Source organism: Pseudonocardia sp. DSM 110487 (assembly GCF_019468565.1).
Classification (GTDB): domain Bacteria; phylum Actinomycetota; class Actinomycetes; order Mycobacteriales; family Pseudonocardiaceae; genus Pseudonocardia.
Genome location: NZ_CP080522.1, coordinates 40,609 through 63,197 on the forward strand (window position 1 = coordinate 40,609; position 22,589 = coordinate 63,197).

The 22,589-nt window shown below is 70.5% G+C and carries 30 protein-coding genes; 1 reads left to right on the top strand and 29 read right to left on the bottom strand.

Translation table 11 applies throughout. The annotated features are described in order from the left end of the window. Nucleotides 1-43: 43 nt before the first annotated feature. From K1T35_RS47705 to K1T35_RS47715, 3 genes are all read right to left on the bottom strand, one after another. Complete coding sequence (locus K1T35_RS47705) at nucleotides 44-658, bottom strand: hypothetical protein (RefSeq protein WP_220263405.1); 615 nt, start codon at nucleotides 656-658, stop codon at nucleotides 44-46. After that, entirely contained in the window at nucleotides 658-1,428 is a 771-nt protein-coding gene (locus tag K1T35_RS47710) for a ParA family protein (RefSeq protein WP_255622855.1), read from the bottom strand. Before K1T35_RS47710 ends, K1T35_RS47705 begins: the two co-directional genes overlap by 1 nt. A 161-nt stretch (nucleotides 1,429-1,589) precedes the next feature. Continuing rightward, nucleotides 1,590-2,153 (bottom strand): helix-turn-helix domain-containing protein, encoded by a 564-nt coding sequence (locus K1T35_RS47715; RefSeq protein WP_220263407.1) that lies wholly within the window; start codon nucleotides 2,151-2,153, stop codon nucleotides 1,590-1,592. 546 nt (nucleotides 2,154-2,699) lie between these two features. On the opposite strand from K1T35_RS47715, the gene K1T35_RS47720 reads away from it, so the two are divergent. Beyond that, entirely contained in the window at nucleotides 2,700-3,299 is a 600-nt protein-coding gene (locus K1T35_RS47720) for a hypothetical protein (protein ID WP_220263408.1), read from the top strand. Nucleotides 3,300-3,425: 126 nt separating this feature from the next. Here K1T35_RS47720 and K1T35_RS47725 read toward each other — a convergent pair whose 3' ends face one another. From K1T35_RS47725 to K1T35_RS47850, 26 genes are all read right to left on the bottom strand, one after another. Beyond that, nucleotides 3,426-3,722, bottom strand: coding sequence for a hypothetical protein (locus K1T35_RS47725; RefSeq protein WP_220263409.1), 297 nt, complete (start codon nucleotides 3,720-3,722; stop codon nucleotides 3,426-3,428). 563 nt (nucleotides 3,723-4,285) lie between these two features. Beyond that, nucleotides 4,286-4,453, bottom strand: coding sequence for a hypothetical protein (locus K1T35_RS47730; RefSeq protein ID WP_220263410.1), 168 nt, complete (start codon nucleotides 4,451-4,453; stop codon nucleotides 4,286-4,288). Between the two features lie 329 nt (nucleotides 4,454-4,782). Continuing rightward, on the bottom strand, nucleotides 4,783-5,118 hold the full coding sequence (locus K1T35_RS47735) for a hypothetical protein (protein ID WP_220263411.1): 336 nt from the start codon (nucleotides 5,116-5,118) through the stop codon (nucleotides 4,783-4,785). Between the two features lie 11 nt (nucleotides 5,119-5,129). Continuing rightward, complete coding sequence (locus K1T35_RS47740) at nucleotides 5,130-5,399, bottom strand: hypothetical protein (RefSeq protein ID WP_220263412.1); 270 nt, start codon at nucleotides 5,397-5,399, stop codon at nucleotides 5,130-5,132. 31 nt (nucleotides 5,400-5,430) lie between these two features. After that, nucleotides 5,431-5,664: a hypothetical protein gene (locus tag K1T35_RS47745; protein ID WP_220263413.1), complete on the bottom strand. Its 234-nt coding sequence runs from the start codon at nucleotides 5,662-5,664 to the stop codon at nucleotides 5,431-5,433. A 42-nt stretch (nucleotides 5,665-5,706) separates the two neighbouring features. Next, entirely contained in the window at nucleotides 5,707-5,865 is a 159-nt protein-coding gene (locus K1T35_RS47750) for a hypothetical protein (protein WP_220263414.1), read from the bottom strand. Between the two features lie 67 nt (nucleotides 5,866-5,932). Then, nucleotides 5,933-6,118: a hypothetical protein gene (locus tag K1T35_RS47755; protein ID WP_220263415.1), complete on the bottom strand. Its 186-nt coding sequence runs from the start codon at nucleotides 6,116-6,118 to the stop codon at nucleotides 5,933-5,935. After that, complete coding sequence (locus K1T35_RS47760) at nucleotides 6,118-6,429, bottom strand: hypothetical protein (protein ID WP_220263416.1); 312 nt, start codon at nucleotides 6,427-6,429, stop codon at nucleotides 6,118-6,120. The genes K1T35_RS47755 and K1T35_RS47760 overlap by 1 nt, the downstream gene beginning before the upstream one ends. After that, nucleotides 6,426-6,695 carry a hypothetical protein gene (locus tag K1T35_RS47765; RefSeq protein ID WP_220263417.1) on the bottom strand — a complete coding sequence of 90 codons (270 nt, stop codon included), beginning with the start codon at nucleotides 6,693-6,695 and terminating at the stop codon, nucleotides 6,426-6,428. The genes K1T35_RS47760 and K1T35_RS47765 overlap by 4 nt, the downstream gene beginning before the upstream one ends. Beyond that, a complete protein-coding gene (locus tag K1T35_RS47770) occupies nucleotides 6,695-6,868 on the bottom strand; it encodes a hypothetical protein (protein WP_220263418.1) in 174 nt (57 codons plus the stop codon). The genes K1T35_RS47765 and K1T35_RS47770 overlap by 1 nt, the downstream gene beginning before the upstream one ends. A 68-nt stretch (nucleotides 6,869-6,936) precedes the next feature. Beyond that, nucleotides 6,937-7,143, bottom strand: coding sequence for a hypothetical protein (locus K1T35_RS47775; RefSeq protein ID WP_220263419.1), 207 nt, complete (start codon nucleotides 7,141-7,143; stop codon nucleotides 6,937-6,939). A gap of 181 nt (nucleotides 7,144-7,324) precedes the next feature. Beyond that, nucleotides 7,325-7,489 carry a hypothetical protein gene (locus K1T35_RS47780; protein ID WP_220263420.1) on the bottom strand — a complete coding sequence of 55 codons (165 nt, stop codon included), beginning with the start codon at nucleotides 7,487-7,489 and terminating at the stop codon, nucleotides 7,325-7,327. A 147-nt stretch (nucleotides 7,490-7,636) separates the two neighbouring features. After that, nucleotides 7,637-8,083: a hypothetical protein gene (locus tag K1T35_RS47785; protein ID WP_220263421.1), complete on the bottom strand. Its 447-nt coding sequence runs from the start codon at nucleotides 8,081-8,083 to the stop codon at nucleotides 7,637-7,639. Between the two features lie 481 nt (nucleotides 8,084-8,564). After that, nucleotides 8,565-9,017, bottom strand: a complete 453-nt coding sequence (locus K1T35_RS47790; RefSeq protein ID WP_220263422.1) for a hypothetical protein — start codon at nucleotides 9,015-9,017, stop codon at nucleotides 8,565-8,567. Nucleotides 9,018-9,117: 100 nt separating this feature from the next. Continuing rightward, on the bottom strand, nucleotides 9,118-10,062 hold the full coding sequence (locus tag K1T35_RS47795) for a hypothetical protein (protein ID WP_220263423.1): 945 nt from the start codon (nucleotides 10,060-10,062) through the stop codon (nucleotides 9,118-9,120). A gap of 13 nt (nucleotides 10,063-10,075) precedes the next feature. Further along, nucleotides 10,076-10,279: a hypothetical protein gene (locus K1T35_RS47800; protein ID WP_220263424.1), complete on the bottom strand. Its 204-nt coding sequence runs from the start codon at nucleotides 10,277-10,279 to the stop codon at nucleotides 10,076-10,078. Between the two features lie 84 nt (nucleotides 10,280-10,363). After that, nucleotides 10,364-11,410: a CopD family protein gene (locus K1T35_RS47805; protein WP_220263425.1), complete on the bottom strand. Its 1,047-nt coding sequence runs from the start codon at nucleotides 11,408-11,410 to the stop codon at nucleotides 10,364-10,366. After that, on the bottom strand, nucleotides 11,407-12,066 hold the full coding sequence (locus tag K1T35_RS47810; RefSeq protein WP_220263426.1) for a copper resistance CopC family protein: 660 nt from the start codon (nucleotides 12,064-12,066) through the stop codon (nucleotides 11,407-11,409). Before K1T35_RS47810 ends, K1T35_RS47805 begins: the two co-directional genes overlap by 4 nt. Further along, nucleotides 12,063-13,541 (bottom strand): trypsin-like peptidase domain-containing protein, encoded by a 1,479-nt coding sequence (locus K1T35_RS47815; protein ID WP_220263427.1) that lies wholly within the window; start codon nucleotides 13,539-13,541, stop codon nucleotides 12,063-12,065. Before K1T35_RS47815 ends, K1T35_RS47810 begins: the two co-directional genes overlap by 4 nt. A 316-nt stretch (nucleotides 13,542-13,857) precedes the next feature. Continuing rightward, nucleotides 13,858-14,493 (bottom strand): hypothetical protein, encoded by a 636-nt coding sequence (locus K1T35_RS47820; RefSeq protein ID WP_220263428.1) that lies wholly within the window; start codon nucleotides 14,491-14,493, stop codon nucleotides 13,858-13,860. A gap of 75 nt (nucleotides 14,494-14,568) precedes the next feature. Beyond that, nucleotides 14,569-16,863 (bottom strand): DUF1996 domain-containing protein, encoded by a 2,295-nt coding sequence (locus tag K1T35_RS47825; protein ID WP_220263429.1) that lies wholly within the window; start codon nucleotides 16,861-16,863, stop codon nucleotides 14,569-14,571. A gap of 20 nt (nucleotides 16,864-16,883) precedes the next feature. Further along, the gene (locus K1T35_RS47830; RefSeq protein ID WP_220263430.1) at nucleotides 16,884-18,248 is read right to left on the bottom strand and encodes a ferric reductase-like transmembrane domain-containing protein; all 1,365 of its coding nucleotides are present in this window, start codon (nucleotides 18,246-18,248) and stop codon (nucleotides 16,884-16,886) included. A gap of 87 nt (nucleotides 18,249-18,335) precedes the next feature. Next, nucleotides 18,336-19,196 carry a cupredoxin domain-containing protein gene (locus K1T35_RS49575; RefSeq protein WP_255622846.1) on the bottom strand — a complete coding sequence of 287 codons (861 nt, stop codon included), beginning with the start codon at nucleotides 19,194-19,196 and terminating at the stop codon, nucleotides 18,336-18,338. A gap of 119 nt (nucleotides 19,197-19,315) precedes the next feature. Further along, nucleotides 19,316-20,461: a MinD/ParA family protein gene (locus K1T35_RS47840; protein WP_220263431.1), complete on the bottom strand. Its 1,146-nt coding sequence runs from the start codon at nucleotides 20,459-20,461 to the stop codon at nucleotides 19,316-19,318. A gap of 200 nt (nucleotides 20,462-20,661) precedes the next feature. Beyond that, nucleotides 20,662-21,417 (bottom strand): hypothetical protein, encoded by a 756-nt coding sequence (locus K1T35_RS47845; RefSeq protein ID WP_220263432.1) that lies wholly within the window; start codon nucleotides 21,415-21,417, stop codon nucleotides 20,662-20,664. 65 nt (nucleotides 21,418-21,482) lie between these two features. Next, the gene (locus K1T35_RS47850) at nucleotides 21,483-22,370 is read right to left on the bottom strand and encodes a hypothetical protein (protein ID WP_220263433.1); all 888 of its coding nucleotides are present in this window, start codon (nucleotides 22,368-22,370) and stop codon (nucleotides 21,483-21,485) included. Nucleotides 22,371-22,589: the final 219 nt, after the last annotated feature.

The window sequence follows — 22,589 nt, forward strand, 5'->3', positions numbered from 1 at the left end:
GAGCGGGATTGCCGCTCGGCCCTCGTCGTTCGCCACCCGCCGCCTATTGCGGGCTCGGACCCCGCTGGGGGCCCCGCGGGGTGGTGCGGGCGATCCGGTTGACGGCGTTGCGATAGCGAGCGTTGCGACGCCAGACTGCGATCATGGCGCGGATTCGGGCGTTGTAGTCGACGTGGTCACGGAGCTTCTCCAGCCCGAGCGCGTACGCGTCGTCGGGGTGGAGGTAGAGGCTCATCCGCTGCGCGTCTTTTGTGCCGGTCCAGAGTGGCCGAATCTGGCTCAAGGGCACGTCCCCGCTGCTCTCCTGCTCCTCGGTGGCGCTTGAGCGGGTACTCGTGCTTCCGGACCGAGAGGCGGTGCCCTTCTCTTCGCCCTTCTCTTCGCCCTTCTCCTCGCTCTTCTCGTCGCGCTGCTTGGCGCCTGCCCTGCCGCTGGTGGTCTTCCCGCTGGTCTTGCCGCTGGTGCTCGAACGGCTGCTCCGGGATGCACGCGTGCCGGTCTTGCGAGTCGACGACGAGGCCGCGGCCTCCTCCGGGGCGGGCGACTCGGCAGGCGCATCCTCGGCCGCCTGCGCGGGAGCAGCCTCGTCGTCGGCGGCCTGCTCCGGCGCATCGCTGACTGAGTTGAGGATCGACCGCCGTCGCGTTCGTGGTGCCATCAGTTCATTCCTTCCGTGGTGGCGCTGTCGCTCAGCGGGTCGGTCTTGGACCACTTCATTCCGAGTAGCCCCGCGAACGTCTCGCGGGCCAGCGAGCGGAACTCCCGCTCGGCGGCCCGGGCAGTGGATCGCTTGCCTCCCGGCATGCGAGTAATCGGTCGGTCTGTGGTCACGGCCTCGGCGTGGACCGACAGGTCACGCAGGATGGTGCGTGCGACATCGACCCCGGCGCCCGCGAGCTCGGTGAGGTCGCTTAGCGCGATCGGCACGCTCGGCGTCTTCACCAGGTTGCCGACCAATAGGTAGGGGATGCCGGAGGGCTGCACGACCTCACGCAGCATCCTCACCACGACGCGCAGGTCCATCACCCGCACTGCGGAGGGCACCAGCAGTGCGTCCACGGCGGGCTCGGCCTGGCTTCGATCGCGCGGCGGCTTCACCGTGCCGTAGATCAGCAATGACCAGGCGGCCGAAGCCCTCTCTCCGGGGAGATCGACGATGATGACGTCGTACTCGGTCAGTTCGTGCAGCCGCGCGAGCCTGCCATCGCCTTTGTCCACCCGGACGTCGAATGACATCAGGTCACCGGACCGGGTCACCCAGTCGAAGGCGGAGCGGTTCTCGTCCGCGTCGTAGAGCAGAACGTGGTAGCCGGCCTCGGCGGCCATTTGGGCCAGAGTGACCGCGCACGTCGTCTTCCCGACGCCACCCTTCGGAGAGCCGACCCCGAGCACTCGGGGCCGGCCTCTCGTCCGGCGGGTGCGCGTCATGCCGGGCAGCGTACATCGCACGCTGTCACGCGAAAACGTCAATCCCCTGAAGAGTGATCACAGCTAGTCAGGATCGGCACCCGGTGACCAGCGAAGACGGTCGGCGAGCGGCTCGCCAGCAGGTCGTTCGCACGGTCGATGAACCGCCCGAGTTGGCCCGGTCAGGTGTCGTGGGGCAGGCGTTGGAGCTTGCGGGCCTGCTCCATCATCTGACCGATCGCGTCGAGGGACTCGGGGGAGAGTTCCGCCATGGCGGAGGCGAAGGCCCGGATCTCGGACTCCCTGGCCTGTCGGATCATCCGGCCGATCTCGTGGAGGGTCTCCGGGGACAACTCGGCCACGGCGGTGACGAACGTGCGGACCTCGGGTCGGTCCATGGCTGCGACGAGGGCCAGGTTCTCCTCGATGTCCGCGGCGACGGCATCGTCGAAGAAGTAGGCGACGGGGATCCGGAAGGCAGCCGCGATGGCCTTGAGCGGCTCGATCGTGGGCTTCTTGTTGGGATGGATCCGCAGCGCGTTCACGTAGGAGGCGGAGATCGAGTGCCCGGCCGCCTTCGCGAGCTCGGCGATCTCTTGGTGGGTGTACTCGCGCTCCTCGCCGGGTGGGCAGACGCTCGCGAACAGGTGGTTCAGCTTCTCCTGCAGGGTGCGGTAGACCGGTGCGCTCGGTTCGCGTGTGTCGCCGCCCGGAACGTCGTCGTCACGGGTTGAGGCCGCCGCCATGGCCATCCGCTCCCTCTCGGTAGCTCGCCGACAGACGCAGGCGAGTTGATGAGGTGATCAAACTCATCCTCTACTGTGGCTGAGTCAGGGATCCACTCTAGCAACCCTGGCCACGACAGCGAGTCTTCTCGGTCGGAGGTACCTGTGCTGGCTCCTGGCGAAGGATCCGCAGCCGAGCAGGCCCACTGCGCCCTTCCAGGCTGCTCGATCGGCCTCGCATCCGGAGGGCCAGGGCGCGCGCAACGCGGGTACTGCAGCGCCGAGCACCGCCGCCACCACCGGATGCAGCTGCGTCGCGCCGCGCGCAGCGAGCCCGCCGGCCCTCAGTCCCACCCGGGCCCGCCAGTGCCCGACCCGCCAGCGACCAGCCCGCCAGCGCCCGACCCGTGGCCCGAGGCGACGCAGCCGGAGGCGACGCAGCCCGAGGTCGGCCAGCACGTCCCAGCTCACGATCTGCCGGCAGCACAATCAGCACGGCCTCTGCGCCACCGGCGCGCGGTCTCAGCCGCGGCCGCCGTCGCCGTGCTCGCGATCGCAGGCACCGCCATGCTGAACCAGCCGCCGCCGGTGGTCACCCTGACGGCCGCGCCAGCCCCCGTGGTGGACGACAACAGCGACTGGCCGGCGCGGGCGCAAGCCACCATCGCCTCGCTGAGCCGCCAGCTCGAGATCGTCGCGCAGACCGAACAGGCTTGGGGTGCCTTCGCGGCACGACGCGATGGTGACACCCCGCGGCCGGCCGCGCTCGAGCTCCTGCTCGGGCGCAAGACGCTGCTGATGCAGCAACGCACGGTCCTGGAGTCGGAGATGGTGACCTGGGGGGCGATCGCCCCGGCCGCGGCGGACCTCGCCGACTACGACCAGCAGCTCGCCGATCTCGACCAGCAGCTCACAGGCGTAGTCCCGCAGCCGCCCAGTGCGGCCCACGAGGCCTCCCTGCGGTCGCTGCGTGAGCAGCGAGACGCCGTCGCCACCCGCCGCGACGCCAAGTACGAGGAGCTGGTGCTGCTGCAGAGCGCAGCCCAGGACACGCGCGACAGGCCACTGCCGGACGCCCGTGACCTCACCCTGCCGCTGGCCACTGAGGTGATCAAGGCCATCAACGACGCGGCACAGCAGGATCGGGCCTGGCGGCTGCCCTGGTGACCACAACCCCGATTGTCTGCGCACCCGCGTTTTCTGCGCACCCGCGTTGCTTGCGCACCCGCGTTGCTTGCGCACGGAAGGTGCGTGGCTGGCCTCCGGGACACGGTGGACCGTGAGGGAGCCAGGTCAGCAGAACTCGCGGCGAACGAACAGCACCCCGCGGTCGACAAACTCGCCCTCGTCGTACCGAGCGCGCCGGTGCCCCGAGGCGTGGCGCCAGCGCCGCAGCGCCGTCGCGATCATCTCCTCGGGCGTGATTTCGGAGCCGCTCTCGGTGACCACCCGCCGAGCTCGCATCTGGGCAGCCCAGTCCTCGAAGCTGTTCACGCCGGTGGGCGCCTTGGCCATGAAGTGGCCGGCCGCCCACAGTCCGAGGTGTCCGGCGTCGTTGTCCGGGCTGTCGAGGTAGTAGTTGGTGCTCATCGGGCGCTTCCTCTTGGTGGCCTGGTGGGTCAGTCGTCGTGGTCCCAGCCCGCGATCTCGATCGCCCCGTCCAGTCTGTCGGCCTCGGCGCGCTCACCATCGGCGTCGAACAGGCGGCACCTGTTGCCGTCCTGCCGATGAACGTGCGAGTAGTCGGACGTCGCCTAGTACCCGTCCGCGATCTGGAGGAACTCCTGCGGCGTCAACATGCTTCAGCACCATCCGGTCGATGGCTTGCCGACGTGGCCGTCGTTCAAGGTGTCCGAGATGTGGCGCTCATAGCCGCCGTCCTCGAACTGGATCCAGCAGGCGTCGGGATTCGACCCTGGGATGGGGGCCGAGACGCGACCATTGCGGCCGCCGCGATTCACCGGGTCATTGGTACGCAGGCCAACGTTGTGCTCCGGCCGACTCTTCCTAGGCACAGCGGCCTCCTCAGTGCGAATCAGACGCCCGGCCGCCTGATGCGACAAGCCAGGGCAGGAACCCGCAGTCAGGCTAGCCTTTTCACGCTAAAACGTCAACGTGCACGGCGCCCGGACGCGGGACGCCGGGGCATCCATTCATTCGACCGCCTCGGCGTAGCGATCGATTGCGCACCAGTGCCCGAGATGGTCATCGTCGTGGCAGCGGCTGATGCAGTCCTGACAGAAGGCGCCTCGGATGCTCAACTCACCGGAGACGGCCACCGGCCTGACCTGGCATAGCTTGCAGCGCTGCGATGCGTCCATGGCCGGCAGGGTAGGAGTGGATCCCGACGAGTCCGGGTGCGGCAGCCGTTGCACAGTGCGGTCGCCACGGGGGCGGCGAGACGATCGGGCGCTTGGGTGGGGGGACGGGGGCGTGCTGTCGAGGTCAGCGGATCTCGACGGCCTTGATGTCGGTGGCGCCCTCGGCCTCGGGCGGCGCGCAGCCGCTCGGCGCCTGGGCCGGTGAGGGGGATGGACTCGTTGGGGCGGCCGGCGAGGTGGTAGCCGACGCCATGGCCCTTGATGATCGGCTTGGGCATTGGACGCCCTCCTGGTGGAGCGGTGTGGGTGGGCCTGCTGTCCTTGAGGCGTTAGCGGACAACCACCGCGCCGGTTCGAGTAGACACAGAGCCGAGCACAACGGCGGTCTCGCAGTCCTCGCACAAAGCGCCCAGCTCGCGCTGCGCAGCTTCGGCGTCACCGAGCGAGCCGTGGTGCTCGCACTCGTAGCCCTCGACGTCGAACGTCGCGCGCACCTCGCCGCACCGGTCACAGACGACGTACCAGCACAGCTCCGGACGGCGGTAGACGGCGCCGCCGCTGTCACCGCAGGCAGCCACAGCCTCCTCGCGGGTCGGGCAGTGCGGATCCGACGAGGACTCAGGGACGGCGAGCACCCAGCACGGTTCGCGGAACTGGACGATCATCGTGCAACTCCTCACTCCGTTAGGGCATCGAGGTCGATCGGAGTCGGATCGGCGGGCCGGTCGGTGTCGTTCGGCCACGGAAGCAACGGCACGATTGCTTTCGCGCAGTCGATGTGCATCCGTCCGCGCGGCCGCTTCGGTGGCCGGCCGAGCACCGCCATCACCTCACCAGGAGTGACGTCGAGCCCACACACGCAGCGCCACCGCTTCGCCGCGACGACGGCGGTCAGGTCCGGGTTCACGGCGGCCAGCTCGGCTGCAGCACGGTCACGCGCGTACATCTCCGTCTCCTGACATTCTGGGTGCTTTCGGTCAGGCGGTCGGGTCTTCCACGCGGCCGTCGTGGCGGCCGGCGAGGAAGCCGTCGGCCTCCTGGTCGTACGTGCGGGCGTTCGCGACGTGCCGCTCGACGATCGTGTCGTCCCAGCCGGCGTCCCTCGCGGCGGCGGCGAGGCGCAGTTGGTGCGCCGACCGGTCAGCGCTGTCCTGCATACCGGCGGCGCGGGTCGGGAATCGGCGTGGGCGCGGTCCGGGTGGCTGACTCATGTCTTACCTCCCTCCATTTGCTGTCATTCGAGGCGTTAGCGGTCACCGACGCGGAAACGCGCCCTTCTGGCGCACCTCGCTCCGGATGCGGTCCTGGAAGTGCTCCTCCGCGCGCTGGTCGGCGTCGGCATACGGGTCCCACCGGTCCGGCGTCGGGTTCTCGTAGTTGTCGTCTTCCGAGCGGTTCGGGTCGTACGGCATTGCGGGACTCCTGTCGTAGATGGGTGTTATCGGCTCAGCGCCCGGCGTAGCAGTTTGTTGGGGGATCTCAGGACGACGCACGGCGCAGCTCGGACCACGTCCACTCGATCCACTCGCGCGCATCGCGCCAGGTGCGGGTGACGTGCACGGTGCCGTCTACCGTCGTGGTCCGCCAGGTGCGGCCGATCCGCTCGACGGTGCACCCCTCGATCTCCCACAGGCCGGGGCGTATGCAGCGCTGCTCCAGCTCCATCACGCCTCCCCGACGACGTGCGCGGTGCGGGCCAAGTTGAAGTGCTGGGCGGGCGGCCCGCCGAGGTGGAGGCCGAGCACGACGGCGATGGCCTCGTACCGGGTGTCGCACCAGCCGCGGCCAGGGCTGGAGAACCAGCGCAACGAGCGGGTGCGGACGGTGGCGAAGCGGGCGTTCCGGGGGCCGCGGTCGTGGGACACGATGCCCTGATAGACCGATCCGACCCGGGCGCCGTCGACGTGCACGGCGTAGCGCTTGCCCTCGACGGCGCGCGCCTCCGGGTGCAGTGTGATCGTCGGGGTGGCGGTCACAGCGTTTCCAACCGCTCGATGATCCAGTCAACGAGCGGGCCGGAGTACTCGCGACACGACCAGCCCCGCGCCCGGCAGGAGTTGTTCCACGCCGCGGCGTACGGGCGCGGGGCGGCACCAGCGCCCGCAGTGAACCTCACGGAGACGCGGCGTCGCCCCTTCGTGTAGACGACATCCTGCCCGTAGTCGTCTGGGCTGATGGTCCAACCGTGCTCGACGGCGACCGCGTCGAACCGCTCACGGCTGCTCTGTCCACGCTTGCTCATCACGCCTCCAGCGCTCGAAGTCCGGCGTCGGTGACGCGGACGTTGATCCGCTCGCAGACTTGCCGCCAGCCCCTGCCGGTGGCGCCCCGGTCCACGCTCCACCGCAGGTCGTAGGCGACCAATCCGAGCGCCTTCACCCGGGCGAGCACATCGCGCCGCGGAGTGGGCGGCAAGTGGCTATGCCCGGCTCGCAGTGTGTGAGCCCACCTCACGGCGGTGAGCTGCGCCGGAGTCGGGGTGTTCACAGGGCGTTCCGCTTCGCGTAGACGAGGACGGTGCGGCCGGACACGCCGGTGTCGACGGCTTCCTTCTTCCGGCCGCCGAGGTGGCCGCCGCCCATCTCCCACATCCGGGCCTCGACCAGCGACCGCGTGATCGGCGCGCCGGTCTGGCGGCTCCACACGAGCACGTCGGTGCCGATGATGTCCGCGGCCTCGGTCTTCGTCATGCTTCTACCTCCTGTCGAGCCACCGAAATCGGCCCACCCGGCGGGACGCGATCCGGCTGATCCGCCGATAGGGCGTCAGCGACCCGCACCCCGAGCGAGCGCGTCGGTGATCAGCCCTGGACCCGCTCGCCGCCCACTCGGTAGGCGCGCTCCTCCTCGCGGGGATTGTTTGGGCGTGCTCTCAGCGGACCGTGATCGCGGCGCCCGCCTCGGTGACGAGCGCCAGTTCCGCCACCGAGGCGCTCACGTATTCCTTGACGTCCTGGCGCAGCTCGGCGGCCGAGCGGCCCCCGCCGTCCCACTCGGCCGGATCGACGTCGACCGTGATCGTCATTGCGATCTTCATGTCAGCGCAGCCTTCCCGTGTTGACCTTCTCGCAGCGCAGGCACGCACCCTCGCGCTCGGTGCAAGATGTCGGAGGTCCGGGCGCCAGCCCGGTTCTTCATGTTTGGAACTCTAACACCTTATTGTCGCAGGCCACAAGCAGCGTTTTCACGCTATACAGTGACGGGAATCCTCCAGGTGGGCCAGTCCTCCCCCTGGGGGATCGACGGTCAGTCGAACCGCGGGGCCGTAGGTGATGTCCGGGCGGTCCCGGGTGAGGAAGTCACCTGACATCATGAGCAGCCGCGCCGGCTCGCCACCGTGGGTGAACACGAGCAGGTTGGCCGAGCTCTCGTAGTAGTTGCGGCGGATGACCTCTCCGCCGACATAACTGTTGATCATCGCGGCGGGCGTGCCCTCGGCGAAGATCCGCAGCCCGTCCCACTCGAAGTCCGTCAGGTCGGCGATACAGCGGCTGCCGCCGTTGTCCCACACCGAGCCGACGGCCGTTTCGAAAGCGTCGTCGCTGGTGAGCTTCAGCTCCGGGGCGGACGCCGAACCCTGGCCACACGCTGTGAGCAGGACGAGCGCTGCCAGCACCGGGATGGCGAGCACGGGTCGGGCGGTGCGGTGGGGGTGCATCACGGCTCGGTCCTCCATTCGGGATCGTTGCCGGGAAGAGCCGGCGCGTCGTCGGGCTCGTGGCCCGCCGGGCCGAACATCGGCGACCGAACGCCGGCGGAGTCCTTGAAGTTGGACGCATGACGACGAACGGCGGCTCGGCGGGCCGCCTCCCGAAACCTTCGCAAGCTGTGCGCGTGCTGTCATAACACAGCCTCACCCACGTGAGGCTCGGCGAGGACGCGCTGCGGTCGGCTGAGGAGCGACGACGCAGCGGTCATCGACGTCATCAGTGCAGCGCGGCATCGGGACTCGAACAGAACTTCCCCGAGCGCGGGCCCCGTTCGCCATCCCAAGGCCGTCTCAGGGCACGGTTGACGTCCACCTGGTTCCTGCCGCCTCGCCACCAGTCCGACCTCGGCTCCGCGCTCCGCGACAGCACGCAGTGGGCGTGGCTCCGGCTTGGGTTCGTGCGCTACTGCTGTGTGGTCCAGCGCGGGCCGATGGTGGCCCACTCTCGGCCCCAGCTGCGGACGTTGGCGGCCGCGGTCGAGCGACGGACGAGCTGCCACACGGCGCCGAGCACCGCGGCGCCGGCGGCCAGGATGCCGAGGCCGCTCAAGAACCCCGCGGCGACCGCCGTCGAATGCGGCGATGGGGCGGGGACTCGGGCGCCGTTCCGGTCCATCCAGATCGGCACCTCGTCGCCGGCCTTCGTGCCGACCACGACCGGCACCATCTCGGTGCGGGGCTGTCCGTCGGGACCGATCCAGCGTGCGGGAACGCCGAATAGCGGCTGTTCGAGCGCGAGCATCGGCATCGACTCGAGAGCGGTCGCGGTCACCAACATCCGCGTCCCTGCCTCGGCGCGCTGCGTCGCAGCGGTCTCGCCGAATGTGCCGTTCCCCACCACGAACGCGATGATCACCAGGAGTAGCGACAGACCGGTCAACGCCCATGCGGCGGCGTCCTCGACGTGATCCGTCCACCGCCGGGGTATGCGATCGACCGCTCGGACCCGTCTCCGCCTATTGGGCACGGGTCTCGTCCCCTGCGTGGGTGGACGGCAGCTGACGCGGCCCGGCCACTGCCTGTTGGGCGGGCGCGGGGGCAGGGTCGTTCCTTGAACCGGTGCTGCCAGCCGTCTGGTTGCCGCCATTCGAGGGGCCGACGGCAGGCTGTCGGCGGCAATTCATCGCGATTGCTCCGCTGAATCCGAGCGCGACGAACGTATACGCGGCCGCCGCTGAGCCGCAGTAGGCCGCGATGGCTGCGGCGGCGAGCAGGGCGAGCATGACGCTGACTCGGGCGCTGCGTTGGCGCAGGGCCGCATCGATTCGATCGGAGCAGCGGGCCCGGCGGTGCACGGCAAGCCAGACGCTCGCAGTGGCGATCAGCAGCGCCGCAGCCACACTGATCAACGCCGGTGCCGGACTTGGAATCACGAGCAGCGCCCAGTCCTGACCGAGGAGCGCAGCAGTGCTCAGCACTCCGAGCGTGCCGAGCAGGATGCCCGCGAGTGTGACTGTCCATCCCGGGATCAGCGCACGTGCTGTGTATTGCGGCGCGGGCGCACCACCGGGCGTGGCGGTGTGGCCGCTGCTCCAGGCGATCCCTTCGGCGATGAATCCGCCGGTCAGTGCGACGGCCAGCAGGATCGCCTCAAGCGGGGGCCGCCCGGAGGGCAGGACCAGCGAGGTGACGGTCGAGAGCGTCAGGTAGATGACGGCGTAGGGGATCCGGTGGCGTTTGAGATATCGGCGGGCTTCATCGATCTCAAGGTCGGTCGGGTCGCTGATGCCCAATCGCTGGATCAGTCGGATCGCGTCCCGCCGGGTGGGCCACACCGCCAGGAGGAGTACCGCGGCGATGCCGATGTAGATCGGCGCCGCGGTCAGCACGAAGTCGGGCTCCTGTAGACCGGCGGCCTCGGGGCCTCGCGCCAGGGGCTCCTGCGCATATCGAGCGAGCATGATGCTTCCTTCGTCAGAGGGCGCCGCCGCCCGTGATGCCAGCTGTCCTCGGGTACGCGGCGCCCGGCTCGTAGGGTGTCGGCGCCGGGTGCTGGCCAGCCCGGAGGAGGTCGCGGGCCGGTTCGGTGTTGCCGGCCCGGCGGTGGACGCGGAGATAGGTCCCGAGCGTCGCGAGCGCGTCGAGAAGCTCACCCGCGATCGACACGATGTTGGGCATTCGGTCCTCCTTTTCCGGCCGGCGGCTCATGCCTCCAGCCCCTGTTGCTGCGGATGGCTCGCCGTCGGCGAGCCGCTGTCTTGATCACGTGGTGGGCGCGGTTTGGGTGAGCGCGGCGGCCAGGCCGAGGGTCACCGCCATCAGTGCCATCTCGTGGCCGGCCCACAGCAGTAGTGGCATCCGGCTGGCGGCCATCCGGCGGCGGGTGAGCCAACCCAGCCCGCCGATGCCGGCGAGCGCGACGACCTTTCCCGTCAGTAGCAGGCCCCAGCCGGACTCGAGCAGCGCGGACCAGCTGGCCGGGCCACCGTGATGGGGGTCGGTCGGCAGGCGCACCAGGGTGGCGACGATGCCGCTGATCGTCACCGCGGTGATGGATGCGGCGGCCAGCCGGGAGAAGCGAGGAAGGGTGGCGACCAGCAGGCCGCGATGCGGCGCGACCAGCAGGAGCAGGGCGCCCAGGCCGCCGACCCAGACCGCGGCCGCGGCGACATGCACTCCGATGCCGATCACGCTGATCACCTGGAAGTCGGCGGCGCCCGCGGCGTGCCCGGTCACCGTGGGTGTGATCATCGCGAACAGGGCGACGGCCAGGACAGCGCGGGGCGGGACGCGATCAGGCGCGTGCAGTCGCAGGGTGGCGGTGACGAGGACGAACGTGGCGCCGGCCACGGTGAGCAGTAGCCCTTGGCCCGCCCCGAGGCGGGTGATCCACACGAGCAGCTCCGCCGCGCCGACCGTGGCGATCGACCGATCGAACGCGGTGGCCGCACTGAACACGAGCACCAGAAGGGCGGCGGCGAGCCAGATCCCGGCGACAGTGACCCCCGGGCGAAGCGTCGATGCAAGCACGGACGGAGCACGCCGGTGATCACGGGGGAGCAGCACACCGAGCAGGGCCAGGCCCACGAACACCACACCGGCAACGTCCATCGCGGCGCGCATGATCGGCAGGCCCATCCCGGCCAGTCCCTGCCCACCGGCGATGACGCTCGCTGCCCCGGCGGTCAGCATCACGAGCCCGGCCCACCGGCCAAGCGGCCCACCCACGTCCGCGAGCCAGAGCGCGAACGGCCGCCCCGTCTGCACCCGCGACAGCGGGTGCAGACGGGCCCGGCTGCTCCTCATCATCGGCGCAGATCCACCAGTTTGAGCCGAAGGGCGGCCGCCGCGCAGACACCGATGGCCACCAGTCCCACGACCACCCACGGCCAGACCGGCCCCGACTCCTCCTCTGGACCAGGGGCGGCGGCCGGCGCCGATGCCACCTCCGCGGGCCGGGCCTGATCCACGCCTCCCGGGACTGTCGATCCGCCGTCGGTAGGGCCAGGCCTGGGGGCGAGGGTGAACGAGAGAACGCCGGTCAGCGGGTGCCCGTCCGCCGCAGTGATCCGGTAGTGGGTTGTGTATCGGCCCGGCTTGGCCAGCGCGGCGAGCGGCACCCGGAGGGAGTCGCTCGGGAGTAGATGCTCGCGTTGTCGGCCCGTCGCCGGGATGCCGATCTCGCGCCCCGGCCACACGAGCCTCGGCGTGCCGATGGACACCGGCACGCCGTCCGGATCGTTCACCGTGATGATCGACACTGTGCCGTCGACCTCGGTGAGCGTCAGCGTCACCGCCCGCGGTGGCTCGACGAGGACCGCCCCGTCCGGTGGATCGCTGGCGACCAGCTGGGTATGGGCGTAGGCGGGCGAGCTCAGCCACACCCAGCAGGCCGCGAGGAGCAGCACCACGGCGGCCACGTCAGCTGCGGGCCGGGTCACGGCGGGCGTGAGGATCCGCGTCATGACGGCACGGGGGCCGTTTCCGGCATCGGGTCCGTCTTCTCGGCGGGCTCGCCGCTGGCCACAGGCTCGGCGCTCGCCGCCGGCTCGGCGCGGGCCGGGCGGAGCCGAGTGCGGGAGCGCTGAAGACGAGCACCGGCGAACACCCCGATGATCGCGCCGACGATGAGCGAGCCGGCGAAGACCCAGCCGATGGGCGGGTCAGCGTCCGCCGGGGGGTTGCTGACCGCTGCCTGCACGCTGACCTCGTCGGTGGCGGCCGGTACGGGCGCGATCGGGCCGGTCGGTGGCACCGGGGCGGCGGGCGCAGCTGCCGGTGCGGCCGGTGCGGCCGGTGCGGCGACGGTCACCGGTGCCGGCACCGGAGCGGGAACGGGGGCGGGGGCGGGAACCGGCTGTGCGGCACCGGGGCCGAGCAGGAACTCGCGCAGCATCCCGGTGTCGGTGATGACGTTGAAGTTCTGTCCAATGAACGGCACCGTCATCTGGCTGTTGACGCCGAGGACCTCTCCGCGGGCGTTGATCGTGGGCCCGCCGGACATGCCGCCCGAGAGGTCAGCGTTCACCTGGTACACGGGGACGCCGTGCCGGATCTGCTGAGCAGTGATCGTGCCGCTGGTGTTCGAGGGCCGCAGCCGGGAGTCCTGGAGGACCTCGGCCGGGGACTTGCCACCGGCCAGGAGACCGGCGATGTCGACACCGTCGGTGTCGATGATGTTGAGACCCGGGAACCCGATCGAGGCGACCAGCTCGCCGAGTCCGGGCGGAGCCGCAGCGGCCGGCAGCGGCCGTGCCGGCGGCAAGCCAGCCACGGCGAGCTTGGCGATGTCGCCTTCCTCCGCGCTGCGGAAGTCATCAACGCGTGCGATGACCGGCGCGGTGAGCACCGCACCGGGCAACTCGCGCGGTTGGAACGCCCAGACCGTGCGGCGTGGCTCGAGGGCGGTCGGCGGGAGCGCTGTCGGCCAGCCTTCTTCGTCGCGCGGCCCGCCCCTGGCATGCAGGGCCATCCGGCCCTCGAGCGGGTCAACGCAGTGGCCCGCGGTGACGATCGTGGTCGGGCTGTCGAAATAGCCGCTGCAGATCGCGAAGACTGGCAGGTCGGGTCCTTCGGCTGCCGGCAGCGGGGGCTCCGCGGCGGAGAACCCGGCGAACGGGTCGACAGGGTCTTCCCAGACGACGACCAGGCCCACGATGGACTGCTGGGCTGCCTCCAGCACTGCCGGATCGATGAGGGCGGCGCGCGCCGGCGGTTGCGGAAGGCCGGGCGCGGGCGCTGGCCCGGTCGGGGTCGTGGGCAGCGCAGGCGATGCGGGCCGGCTCGGGGTGGCCGCACCGTCGGGCGCAGGCGCGGGTGATGCTGGCTGCGCGGCGGCGGCGCCACCGGCGAGGACCGTGCACAGGAGGGCGGCGGTGAGTGCCGCCAATGAACGCGGCAGCCGTCCCCGATGCTTTCTCGATCCCGAATCGTCACGCATGCAGATTCCTTTCATCCCTAGCGATTGAATCTTCAGCCTCGCTGGTATGGCTCACCGCGTGAAGCACCACCGCGCGCGATGGGCTTGTATCTCGAAAAAGGGCTGGGGTCAGGCGGTCGACGGGATCTGGCGGCTTCCTGCGCCGGGATACCCAAGGGTTTCGCGGCGCGGCCACGCGGCGCGAGTTCGACTGTCACAATCCCGCACATACATCGCCTGTACCGCACACATCCTTCTGAAGTGTTGTGCGACGACAGCACTGCCGACTCGGCGCTCGGCCATCCACACCCTGCGCATTGCATGGTCCGGGATTCGACTAGGTCTGAATAAGTCGAGGGGAGGAGGGCTGGGAGTCGGGCGCCAGCCCCAAGAATCGGCCGTTGCTCTGGTCGTTGTTTTGACCGTTCCCTTGCCCATTGCCCGGGCCGCTGTTCTGCTTGTTGCCCTGGTCGCTGTTCAGTTTGTTGCCCTGGTCCTGCTCGTTGCCCTGGTCCTGCTCGTTGCCCTGGTCCTGCTCGTTGCCCTGGTCGCGGTCGCGATCCTCACCGCGATCCTTGCCGTCGTCGCCGTCGCCGTCCTTCTCCTCGTCGCCGTCGCCGTCGTTGTCCTTGTCGCCGTCCTCGTCCTTGTCCTTGTCGCTCTTACTGTCCTCGTTACTGTCCTCGTCCTTGTCGGTGTCGTTGTCCTCGTTGCTGTCCTTCTCCTTGCCGCTGCCTGCCTCCTCGTCGCGGTCCTCATCCTTTTCCTGATTGCCGTCCTTGTCCTCGTCGTCGGACTGCAGCGACACTTCCCGAATCGTTTCCGTCTCGGGGTACACCCCGTTTCCCCCTCCGGGGGCGATGCCCGCAACCGGAATGATGCCCGGCTGTGGCGACGAATCGAGCGCATCAGCGCCGGCTAGAGCGCCCGCTACCGCAGCCAAAGAAACGACGGCGTATTTCGTTGCACCCATCTCATTTCCTCACTGTTTGACGATTCTCATCATTGCGGGGGATTGGGGGAGGGCAGGTAGTCCGAGCGCGGTGCGTCAGCATTGAAGCCCTTCGTTGATGCACTCCACGGCGGCGGCCATCACCTGCTCGGGCATTGCGTTGACGAAGTCGCCGTGGTCGGTGGCCGGATGGTGCTGCTGATCTGGGAACCCGTCGAGCGCGAAGTTGCGCCCGCCCGGCTGGTCGTAGGCGAGGATCATCCGCAGCTGCGGCACCGCGACTGAGTCGTCCGGGCATGCGCCGGTTTCTTCGTCGGGGAACGCGATGTGCGAGCGGTGGTCCTCCGAGTCGAGGTTCTCGCCGTCCCAGCAGGACGGGAAGTCGAGCACGCGCAACAGCCGGCTCCCCTCGGGGCACAGCGGGTACTGCGTGGTGGCGCGGTCCTCGAAGCCGCGGCACGTCCACTGGGCTCGCACGTTGTCGGCCCCGTTGGTCACCGCCTTGGCGTCCCCGGTGATCACGCGCAGCAGCTGGGGCATGGGCGAGACGGGCCCGGTCGGGTTGCCGAGGAACTGCATGACGACCTGCGAGGGCTCGAGGATTTCCCCGACGTTGCCGTCCAGGCCGCCGCCGTCTTCTCCCTCGTCGGGACCGACCTGGCTGGTGTCGCGCAGCACCGGCCAGAAGAACGTGGAGCGGTCTTCGAAGGCGCAGGTGGTCTCGGATCGCAGAAGGTCCCCGGCATCGGTGTTGGCGTCGGTTGAGACGTTGCCGATGTAGTCGTGCACGTGCTGGGCGCCGTTGACGGTCCCGGGGGCGACGATCCAGTTGTCGGAGTTGCGCAGTGACGGCTCCGGGGGCCCGCATTGGGACACGAAGCTGCCGGTCGACCCTTGCGAGCTCGCGGCCGGCTGAGAGAAGACGGTGTTGACGTCGGCGATGTCGGTGAAGTCATTCAGCGCCGGCAGTGCGGCGTCCTCGCGGCCGGGGAAGTCCTCGGCGACGTCCTGGTCGACGTCCTGGCCGCCGTCCTGGCCGCCGTCCTGGTTTTCTTCATCGGCGTCATCGTCCTGGTTCTGGCTGGCGAGGGCCGCGGTGAGCTCGGCGCTGCGGGCGCGGCTGTCGCTGCTGCCCTCGTTGTCGGTGTTCCCGCCGTTGTTCCCGCCGTTGTTGTCGCCATTGGCGGAGTTGTCCCGGTCCTCGTCCTCGTCGCGCGATTCATCGTCGCTGTCCTGGTCGTCTTCGCGGCTGGCGACCAGGGCGAGGACCTGTTCGGGGGCGGGGTCGAGCTTGCCGAACCCGGCTGCGATCGCGGTCTCCCGGGACGAGTCCGCCGTGCCTTGCAGGACCGGGGAGGTCAGCAGAAGCGCGAGGATCGCCACGCCGAATGCGGCGGGACCGCGGCCTCGCCGACGCGTAGGGGCTCTCCGCTGGGGTGCCGCGCCGTAGCCCGCGGGCGGCGACGGTGGGGTCGGGAATGGCTGTGCTGGCCCGTGTCGGGTTGCTGGCTGGCCGGACCGAGGGCCCGCCGTCGCAGGTCCGGGCCGTCCACGGGTGAGCATGTCCACCATGGCTCCGCCGCCGATGACCGCGGCGAACGCAACGAGTGCGGCGACGTAGGAGGACATGTCGGCGTCGCGGATCGCGGAGATCACCCCGTCGAGCGGCCCGTTGCTGGCTGAGCTGCCCGCGGTGGCGTTGTTCGCGGCGAGCACGGGCGGTGGGGTTGCGGCACCCCCAGCTGCTTGAGCTGCAGCTGGGGGTGCCGCGGGGGTGGCGGGTTCAGGGAGCGCGGCGAAGTCCACCAGGCCGGTGCTCTCGAGGTACTCGTGGTGGCGGGTGACGAAGGTGGATGCGGTGGTGGCGAACTCGCGGATGAGCTCGTTGCGGGTGCCCGAGCGGACCTGGGCGATGACCGGGAGCACCTTGCCGTGGGCCAACCGGAGCAGGTTGACGGCGGTGCGGTCGTAGTCCGGCCCGGACTGCGCGGAGATCTGCTGCATCCAGCCTTGTTGGTCGGTCGAGGGTTGGCTTGGCAGGGTCACACCCAGCTGGTCGGCGTTGTCGCGGACGATCGCGTCCAGCTCGGTGTGTTCCTCCGCCAGCCGTCGCCCTACCTCCCGCACGACCTCGTTGATCGCGCGCTGCTGCATCTGTTGCCCGGTGGGGATCTCCCAGAGGCCGGCCTGGCGGACCTTGACAAGAAGGTCGACATCGGACGGTGTGAGTGGGCCGAACTCGGTCTGGGTTTCCTGCGCGGCGGCGGCCGGCGCGGCGGGGGCTTCGGCCGCGCCGGACGCCCCGCCGGACCCGAACACTGCGATGGCCACGATGACGGCCAGTGCGAGTGCTCCGGCCCACCGCGCGGTGCGCGAGACAGGTGATCGCACGAGTCGTCGTCCCTCCTCGTTCAGAACTGCTCGGTGTGGATGCGGTGCTCGGGTACGGCCAGCTCACGCAGGTTGTGCGCGATGTCGTCGACGAACCGAGGGCCCCCGCAGATGAAGTAGTCGAGAGATCCGCGCAGTTGCCGGGGCGGCAGCACGGTCGCCAGCAGCGCGGGCCCGATGTCGCCGCGGGCTCCGCTCCAGCCCGGGGGAGGCTGGCGGACGACCTCGACGACGGTGAGGTCGAGCCGGTGTCCCAGGTGGGCGAGTTCCTCGCGGAACAGCAGCTCACCGGGCTCCCGCGCGCCTCGCACCAGGAGCAGTGGGCGGGGGTCGCGCCGGTCGGCGAGGGTGCGCAGCATGCTCAGCATCGGTGTGATCCCGACACCGGCGGCGATCATTGCGGTGCCGGATGCGGGTTGGGGGAGCAGGTCGAGGCTGCATGATCCATACGGGCCGTCGATCCACACCGGGGTGCCGGGCGGCAGGTTCCGCAGCACGGTCCCGAAGTCGCCTGTGGAGCGCACCGTGAATTCGCAGCCGCCGCCTGCTGCCGAGGAGGCGATGGTGAACGGGTGCTCTTCGCCGCCTGCCTTGGCGAGGCGCAGCCAGGCGAACTGGCCGGGGGCGAACTTCAGCGGGGCGCTGCGGGGGTCGAGCACCAGGGTGCAGACGCTGTCGGAGTCGTGCCGGACCTCGCGCACGACGTGCTCGCTGGAGCGCCGGGCGGACAGCGCGCGGTGTGCCAGGCCGGCGGTGAGAACCACGGCCAACGCGACCAGCACCCAGCGCATGGCGGCGTCGCGGACCAGGTCACTGATCAGCCACACGTGCAGGGCGGACAGTGCGATCGCCGCGATTCCCAGCACGAGGTGCGCCCAGCGCCACAGCTCGTAGTCGCGGCGGACCCGATGGCGGAGCACACCGAGCGCGATGACACCGGCGAGTGCGATCGACGCGGCAGTGGCCGCGCGGGCCCGCGGCGGCGCCTGGACCCAGGTGAGCAGCAGCAGGTTGTTCCGGTCGGCGGCGATGACGACGGCGATGTGCAGCAACACGCTGCCGGCAGTGAGGACTCCCAGGGCGCGGTGCATCGTGGTCAGCGCGGTGATGCCGGCGGCCCGCGATAGCGCCCGCAGCCGGCACATCAGCACGACGGTGCACACCATCGCGGCGAGCGCGAACAGGCCGGTGATGTCGGTCAGTTGGTCCCACACCGGGGCCGACTCGACGAGGAACAGGCGCGCCAGGAGGGGGCCGAGCAGGAGCACGGCGAACCCGGCCAGCCAGCGGTGTACCAGCCGGGCGGCTCCGCCGGCCGCGGCGACCGAGCCTGGGACCATTCCGGCTGGGGAGAGCGCCGCGGGGCGCGGGCCACGGATGCTCATGTCGGCCTGCTCGGGAAGTCTGCTGCCGCGGAGCACCGAGTGGCTGCTGGAGGACTGCTCGCGCCCGGTTGCGGGCTCGTCGCTGGGTCAGTAGCCATCGCCGGACCCGTGGCCCGAGCTTGTTCCCTGCGCGTCGGCCGCTCCGCGATCGCTGCGCTCGGCGTCGCCGTTCTTCGAGGAGCTCGTCGGTGTGCCGCTCGAGTCGCTGCCGCCGCCGCTGCGGTCACGGCTGCCGTTGCCGTTCTGGTTGCTGCCGTTCTGGTTGCTGCCGTTCTGGTTGCTGCCGTTCTGGTCGCTGCTGTTCTTGCCGCCGCCGCGGCGGTCGCCGCCGGAGCTGTCCTCGACGATGAGGGTCCCGGTCATCTCCGGGTGCAGCGTGCAGGTGAACTCGTAGCGGCCGGGCGTGTCCGGCGCGGTGAAGGTGGCGCTCTCGCCGGTGGCGAGGTTGGGGGTCTTGAACGCGCTGTTGGTCGCGGTCGCGTTGTGTGTCGCGGAGTCGAGGTTCTTGACCTCGACGGTGGCGCCGGGCACCACTGTGATCGGTTGACCGAAGGCGAAGTTGTCGATGGTGATCGACCCGGTACTGGTGGGTTCGGTCGACTCGTCGTCGGCGTTGTTTCCGCCCGTGTCCTCGGGGTTGTTGTCGCCGCCGGCGTCCTCGGAGTTGTTGTTGCCGCCGGCATCGGCCGACGCAAGGTCGTCGGGGTCGATACCCAGCGCGTCGATCAGCTGCTGCATGGCGTCGAGGACTCCGGCGTCGGTGTTGGTGGCCTCCCCGGCTGGCGGACTGCCGTCGGCGGCGCTGCCTTCGGAGGTGAGCACGGCCTCCGCTGAGGATGTCTCCGGCGGCGGCGCGCCGCCGCGCTCGCCGAAGACCATGACGAGGAACACCGCGGCGGCGGCGAGGGTGGCCGCAGCGATCCACTTTCGGCTCTTGATCGGATCCATCGCTATCGCCCCTGGCTCCTCGGACCATCCACAACGAGAGATGAACAGGTCATCGATGTCCGATATCGAGGATGGCTCGGTGGTGGGTGGGTTGCGCTGAACATTCAGATCGCCAGCCCTCAGCCCGCACCCGGCGGGATCGCAGGTGGCCCGGCCGGCGACGGGCTCGGAACGCCGAAGCCGTCCGCGACGTGGGCAGCCAGCAGGTACCAGGCGTCGCGGGTCTCGCTCTGCCACAGCCCCGGGTTGATCCGGCCTCCGGTGGCCAGGTGCGGATCGGGCGGGATGTCGACGACGGCACGGCAGCGGGCCGCGAAGTGAGATCGGATGAGGGTGCGGTCGACGTCGGGGCTGTGTCGGTCGCCGCACAGCACGACCACGGCCTGCTCGGCGGCGGCGCGGTAGCCCTCGTCTACCAGGAAGGAGAGGGTGCGGCTGGCCCGGTTGGCGCCGTCGACGGTGGGGGAGCCGACCACGACGAGGCTGTGTGCGGTGCGCAGCGTCGCCTCCATCGCCGAGTGCACCATGCCGGTGCCCGAGTCGGTGATGATGATGTTGTAGAAGCGGTTGAGCAGCGAGGTGACTTCGAGGTATTCATCGGCGCTGAACGCCTCACCCATCGCCGGTTCCTGCTCGCTGCCGAGCACATGTAGCCGGCCGGCCGCCCGGACGTAGCGGGTGATCTCCGCGACCGACTCGAGGTTGGGCATGTCCTCGTAGAGATCCCGCACCGTCGTCCCGCCGGGTCCGGTGAGGCGTTCCGACAACGTGCCCGCGTCCGGGTTGGCGTCCAATGCGACAACCCGGTCGCCGCGCAGCTCGGCGAACACCAGCCCCAGGCTGGCGGCCACGGTGGTCTTCCCGACGCCGCCTTTGACGGAGATGACGGCGACCCGGTGCGGCGCCGGCAGCGGCCGGCGGATGCGGTGGATCAGCTCGAGCCGGGCCGCTTCCTGGGGGCTCTGCCCTGGGTTGATCCGCCCTCCGGACGCGGCGTAGACCGCGAGCCTCCAGCCCTCGGTCGGGGCCGGACGTTGCTGCCGCACCAGTGCCTCGTCGGTGAGGAGGTCGCCGGCGCTCACGCCGAAGTCGTAGCCCTGCCCGGGTGGCAAGCCCGGCGCCAGCACCGCCGGCGGCTCGGCCGGTGCCAGCCGGCCCCAGTCTGGCCGCGGCGCGCCCATCACCGCGGCGGAGTCGGGATCCCAGTCGCCGGGCTCATACGGCGGCTGACTCCCCGGCTGGGGCCAGACCTGGGCGGGGAACACCGTCTGCGCGGGTAGCGGCTGGGTGGGCTGATCCTCTGCGAGATGCTGGCGAAGCAGCGGCGGAAGCAGCGATCCCGCCGCGGGAGCCGGCCAACCGCGCGTCTGGCGCTTCCCGAGGGGGGTCGGGGCGGCCGGGCGCGAACCGGCCGGATCCCCACCGTGCGGGTCTGGCACCGGGGGTGGACTGTGGGACTGCACGCTCATGAGCTCGGGGCTCCACCGCGGTGACCGGCCAGATCGAGGATCGGCAGAACCGGCGGCACGACGATGACCTCGCGCAGGTCCACCCGCCAGCGCTCCTCGACCTCGAACACAGGGATGAGCAGCTCGTACCAGTAGCTCTCCAGCGCCTCCCAGTCCGGATCCGCGGGTGCCGGCGCCGCGGCGGGGAACGGGAGCACGTCGGTGGTGTCGCGGCCGATCGCCGCGCCGGCACCGATACGACGGAACGGGGTCACCCGGACTCGAACATGCACCAGTAGCCGGTTGCCGAGCGTGTTGAGGCGCACGACCGTGCCGGACAGCGCGAGCTCGGCGCGCTGTCGGCCCCGACCCGACCAGCCGGCGGCGGCGAGCTGCTCCTCGCGGGTGTTCGGCGCGACGTACGGGGCCAACGCGCGGCCCCGCCGGCCCGGGTCGGTCTCGTCCCAGGACAGGAAATCGACCCCGAATGCGGCGGCGACCGCGGAGGCGTCCGCCGCCGCATCGGCGCGGGGAGCAGGGCCTGTGGGGAGGGCACGGGGCGGCGTTCGCCTCGTGGGCAGTTCCTGCGCGCGGCGGTCACCGGGCTGCGCGGCCGCCGGTCCGGACCAGGCGGGCGCGCCGACGGGTGCCGACGGCCGCGCATGGGGTGCCGACGCCCCGGGCGGCGACAGCAGCGGCGGATGCCGATGGGCGGCCGGAACTGCGCCGGGCGCGAGCGGCCCGACGTGTGGGTGACTGCCCGGCGGAGGCACATTCCGATCTCGCCGCATTGGCCAGCGTCGCCGAGACTCGCCGCGACCTGCCTGGTTGTCGGCGCTCATCGCGTTCCGGCGCCGCTGGTGCGGTCGAGCACGGACCCGATCGACGCGTCCTGCGACGCATCGTCGGTGTCGGGCTCGTCCTGCCTGGTCCGGCCGGTGCCCCGCTGACCGTCGCCGCCGAGGTCCTCCGACCGTGCGGTGGTGCGGTCGCGCTGGAGCACGCCGTCGCGCACGTTGATCACCGACTCCGATTCGCGATCAACCTCCGACGCGCCATCCTCGAGGTCGGCACAGGCGGAGTCGGCGGCAGATCGGCTGCGCGCGGAGTCCCGCTCGTCGAGCTCGTTCTGTGTCGACCCGGTCCGCGACTGCCCGGATCCGCCGGTGAGCTGGCTGTCGAGCAGCGCAGCGCCACGATCTGATCTGTCCACACCGGACCGGGCAGTCGGGCGGCGGTCGAGACCCGACACGGGATCCGATTCCTCATCCGATTCGACGCCCAGGTCGACGATCTCCTCGCGGCGCCGGTCCGTGCCGGACACGGTGATCCCGGCGGCGCGCAGCGCGGCTTCCAGTCGCTGGGCGTCGGGATCGTCGCTTCCGGCCACGGCCGCGGCGAGCTCCTGGGCCAATGCCTCGATCGCCTGCTCCCGCGAGGCGGCCTGCTCGATGTCGTCGTCGGTGCGCCCGAGCGCATCGAGACTGTCGGAAGAGCGGCCGCGCTCTGACACCGCGGTGGGGTCGGTGGTTCCCCGCCGCTCCGCTGCGCGGTTGTCGAGCGCATCCCGGTCATCCGCGGCCGAGAGGTCGTCGGCGCCGAACCTGCACTCCGGGGTGACAACCTGCGATGACGGATCCTGAGCGAGGGCGGCCGGGCCGGAGACGGGACCAGCGGCAACACCGGCCGCGGTCATTGCGGCGAGCAAGAAGCTTCCTGCATCCATGATCAGCGCCAGCCTCACTAGTAGATGGCAATGATCTAGTCATCCTCTACTGAGGATGAGCCGGTGTCAACGGTCGCAGCCCGGCCGGAGGTCCGACGGGGCGTCCGCGGCCGGCGAGCCGCGGCGGCGTAGCGGTCGATCATCGACGCAAGAACGGCCGCCGTATCAGGACGAAGGCGAGCAAACTCGAGCGCCAACTCGGCGACGTGCCCCGGCAGG

Excerpts from the sequence above, each read along its gene's own strand:
- K1T35_RS49575 (WP_255622846.1), bottom strand. The coding sequence starts at position 19,196 with ATGGATCCGATCAAGAGCCGAAAGTGGATCGCTGCGGCCACCCTCGCC.
- K1T35_RS47740 (WP_220263412.1), bottom strand. The coding sequence starts at position 5,399 with ATGTACGCGCGTGACCGTGCTGCAGCCGAGCTGGCCGCCGTGAACCCG.
- K1T35_RS47830 (WP_220263430.1), bottom strand. The coding sequence starts at position 18,248 with ATGAGCATCCGTGGCCCGCGCCCCGCGGCGCTCTCCCCAGCCGGAATG.
- K1T35_RS47730 (WP_220263410.1), bottom strand. The coding sequence starts at position 4,453 with ATGGACGCATCGCAGCGCTGCAAGCTATGCCAGGTCAGGCCGGTGGCC.
- K1T35_RS47735 (WP_220263411.1), bottom strand. The coding sequence starts at position 5,118 with ATGATCGTCCAGTTCCGCGAACCGTGCTGGGTGCTCGCCGTCCCTGAG.
- K1T35_RS47820 (WP_220263428.1), bottom strand. The coding sequence starts at position 14,493 with ATGGGTGCAACGAAATACGCCGTCGTTTCTTTGGCTGCGGTAGCGGGC.
- K1T35_RS47780 (WP_220263420.1), bottom strand. The coding sequence starts at position 7,489 with ATGAAGATCGCAATGACGATCACGGTCGACGTCGATCCGGCCGAGTGG.
- K1T35_RS47715 (WP_220263407.1), bottom strand. The coding sequence starts at position 2,153 with ATGGCGGCGGCCTCAACCCGTGACGACGACGTTCCGGGCGGCGACACA.
- K1T35_RS47705 (WP_220263405.1), bottom strand. The coding sequence starts at position 658 with ATGGCACCACGAACGCGACGGCGGTCGATCCTCAACTCAGTCAGCGAT.
- K1T35_RS47755 (WP_220263415.1), bottom strand. The coding sequence starts at position 6,118 with ATGGAGCTGGAGCAGCGCTGCATACGCCCCGGCCTGTGGGAGATCGAG.
- K1T35_RS47720 (WP_220263408.1), top strand. The coding sequence starts at position 2,700 with ATGCTGAACCAGCCGCCGCCGGTGGTCACCCTGACGGCCGCGCCAGCC.
- K1T35_RS47805 (WP_220263425.1), bottom strand. The coding sequence starts at position 11,410 with ATGATGAGGAGCAGCCGGGCCCGTCTGCACCCGCTGTCGCGGGTGCAG.
- K1T35_RS47710 (WP_255622855.1), bottom strand. The coding sequence starts at position 1,428 with ATGACGCGCACCCGCCGGACGAGAGGCCGGCCCCGAGTGCTCGGGGTC.
- K1T35_RS47775 (WP_220263419.1), bottom strand. The coding sequence starts at position 7,143 with ATGACGAAGACCGAGGCCGCGGACATCATCGGCACCGACGTGCTCGTG.
- K1T35_RS47745 (WP_220263413.1), bottom strand. The coding sequence starts at position 5,664 with ATGAGTCAGCCACCCGGACCGCGCCCACGCCGATTCCCGACCCGCGCC.
- K1T35_RS47850 (WP_220263433.1), bottom strand. The coding sequence starts at position 22,370 with ATGGATGCAGGAAGCTTCTTGCTCGCCGCAATGACCGCGGCCGGTGTT.
- K1T35_RS47815 (WP_220263427.1), bottom strand. The coding sequence starts at position 13,541 with ATGCGTGACGATTCGGGATCGAGAAAGCATCGGGGACGGCTGCCGCGT.
- K1T35_RS47810 (WP_220263426.1), bottom strand. The coding sequence starts at position 12,066 with ATGACGCGGATCCTCACGCCCGCCGTGACCCGGCCCGCAGCTGACGTG.
- K1T35_RS47795 (WP_220263423.1), bottom strand. The coding sequence starts at position 10,062 with ATGCTCGCTCGATATGCGCAGGAGCCCCTGGCGCGAGGCCCCGAGGCC.
- K1T35_RS47750 (WP_220263414.1), bottom strand. The coding sequence starts at position 5,865 with ATGCCGTACGACCCGAACCGCTCGGAAGACGACAACTACGAGAACCCG.
- K1T35_RS47765 (WP_220263417.1), bottom strand. The coding sequence starts at position 6,695 with ATGAGCAAGCGTGGACAGAGCAGCCGTGAGCGGTTCGACGCGGTCGCC.
- K1T35_RS47725 (WP_220263409.1), bottom strand. The coding sequence starts at position 3,722 with ATGAGCACCAACTACTACCTCGACAGCCCGGACAACGACGCCGGACAC.
- K1T35_RS47800 (WP_220263424.1), bottom strand. The coding sequence starts at position 10,279 with ATGCCCAACATCGTGTCGATCGCGGGTGAGCTTCTCGACGCGCTCGCG.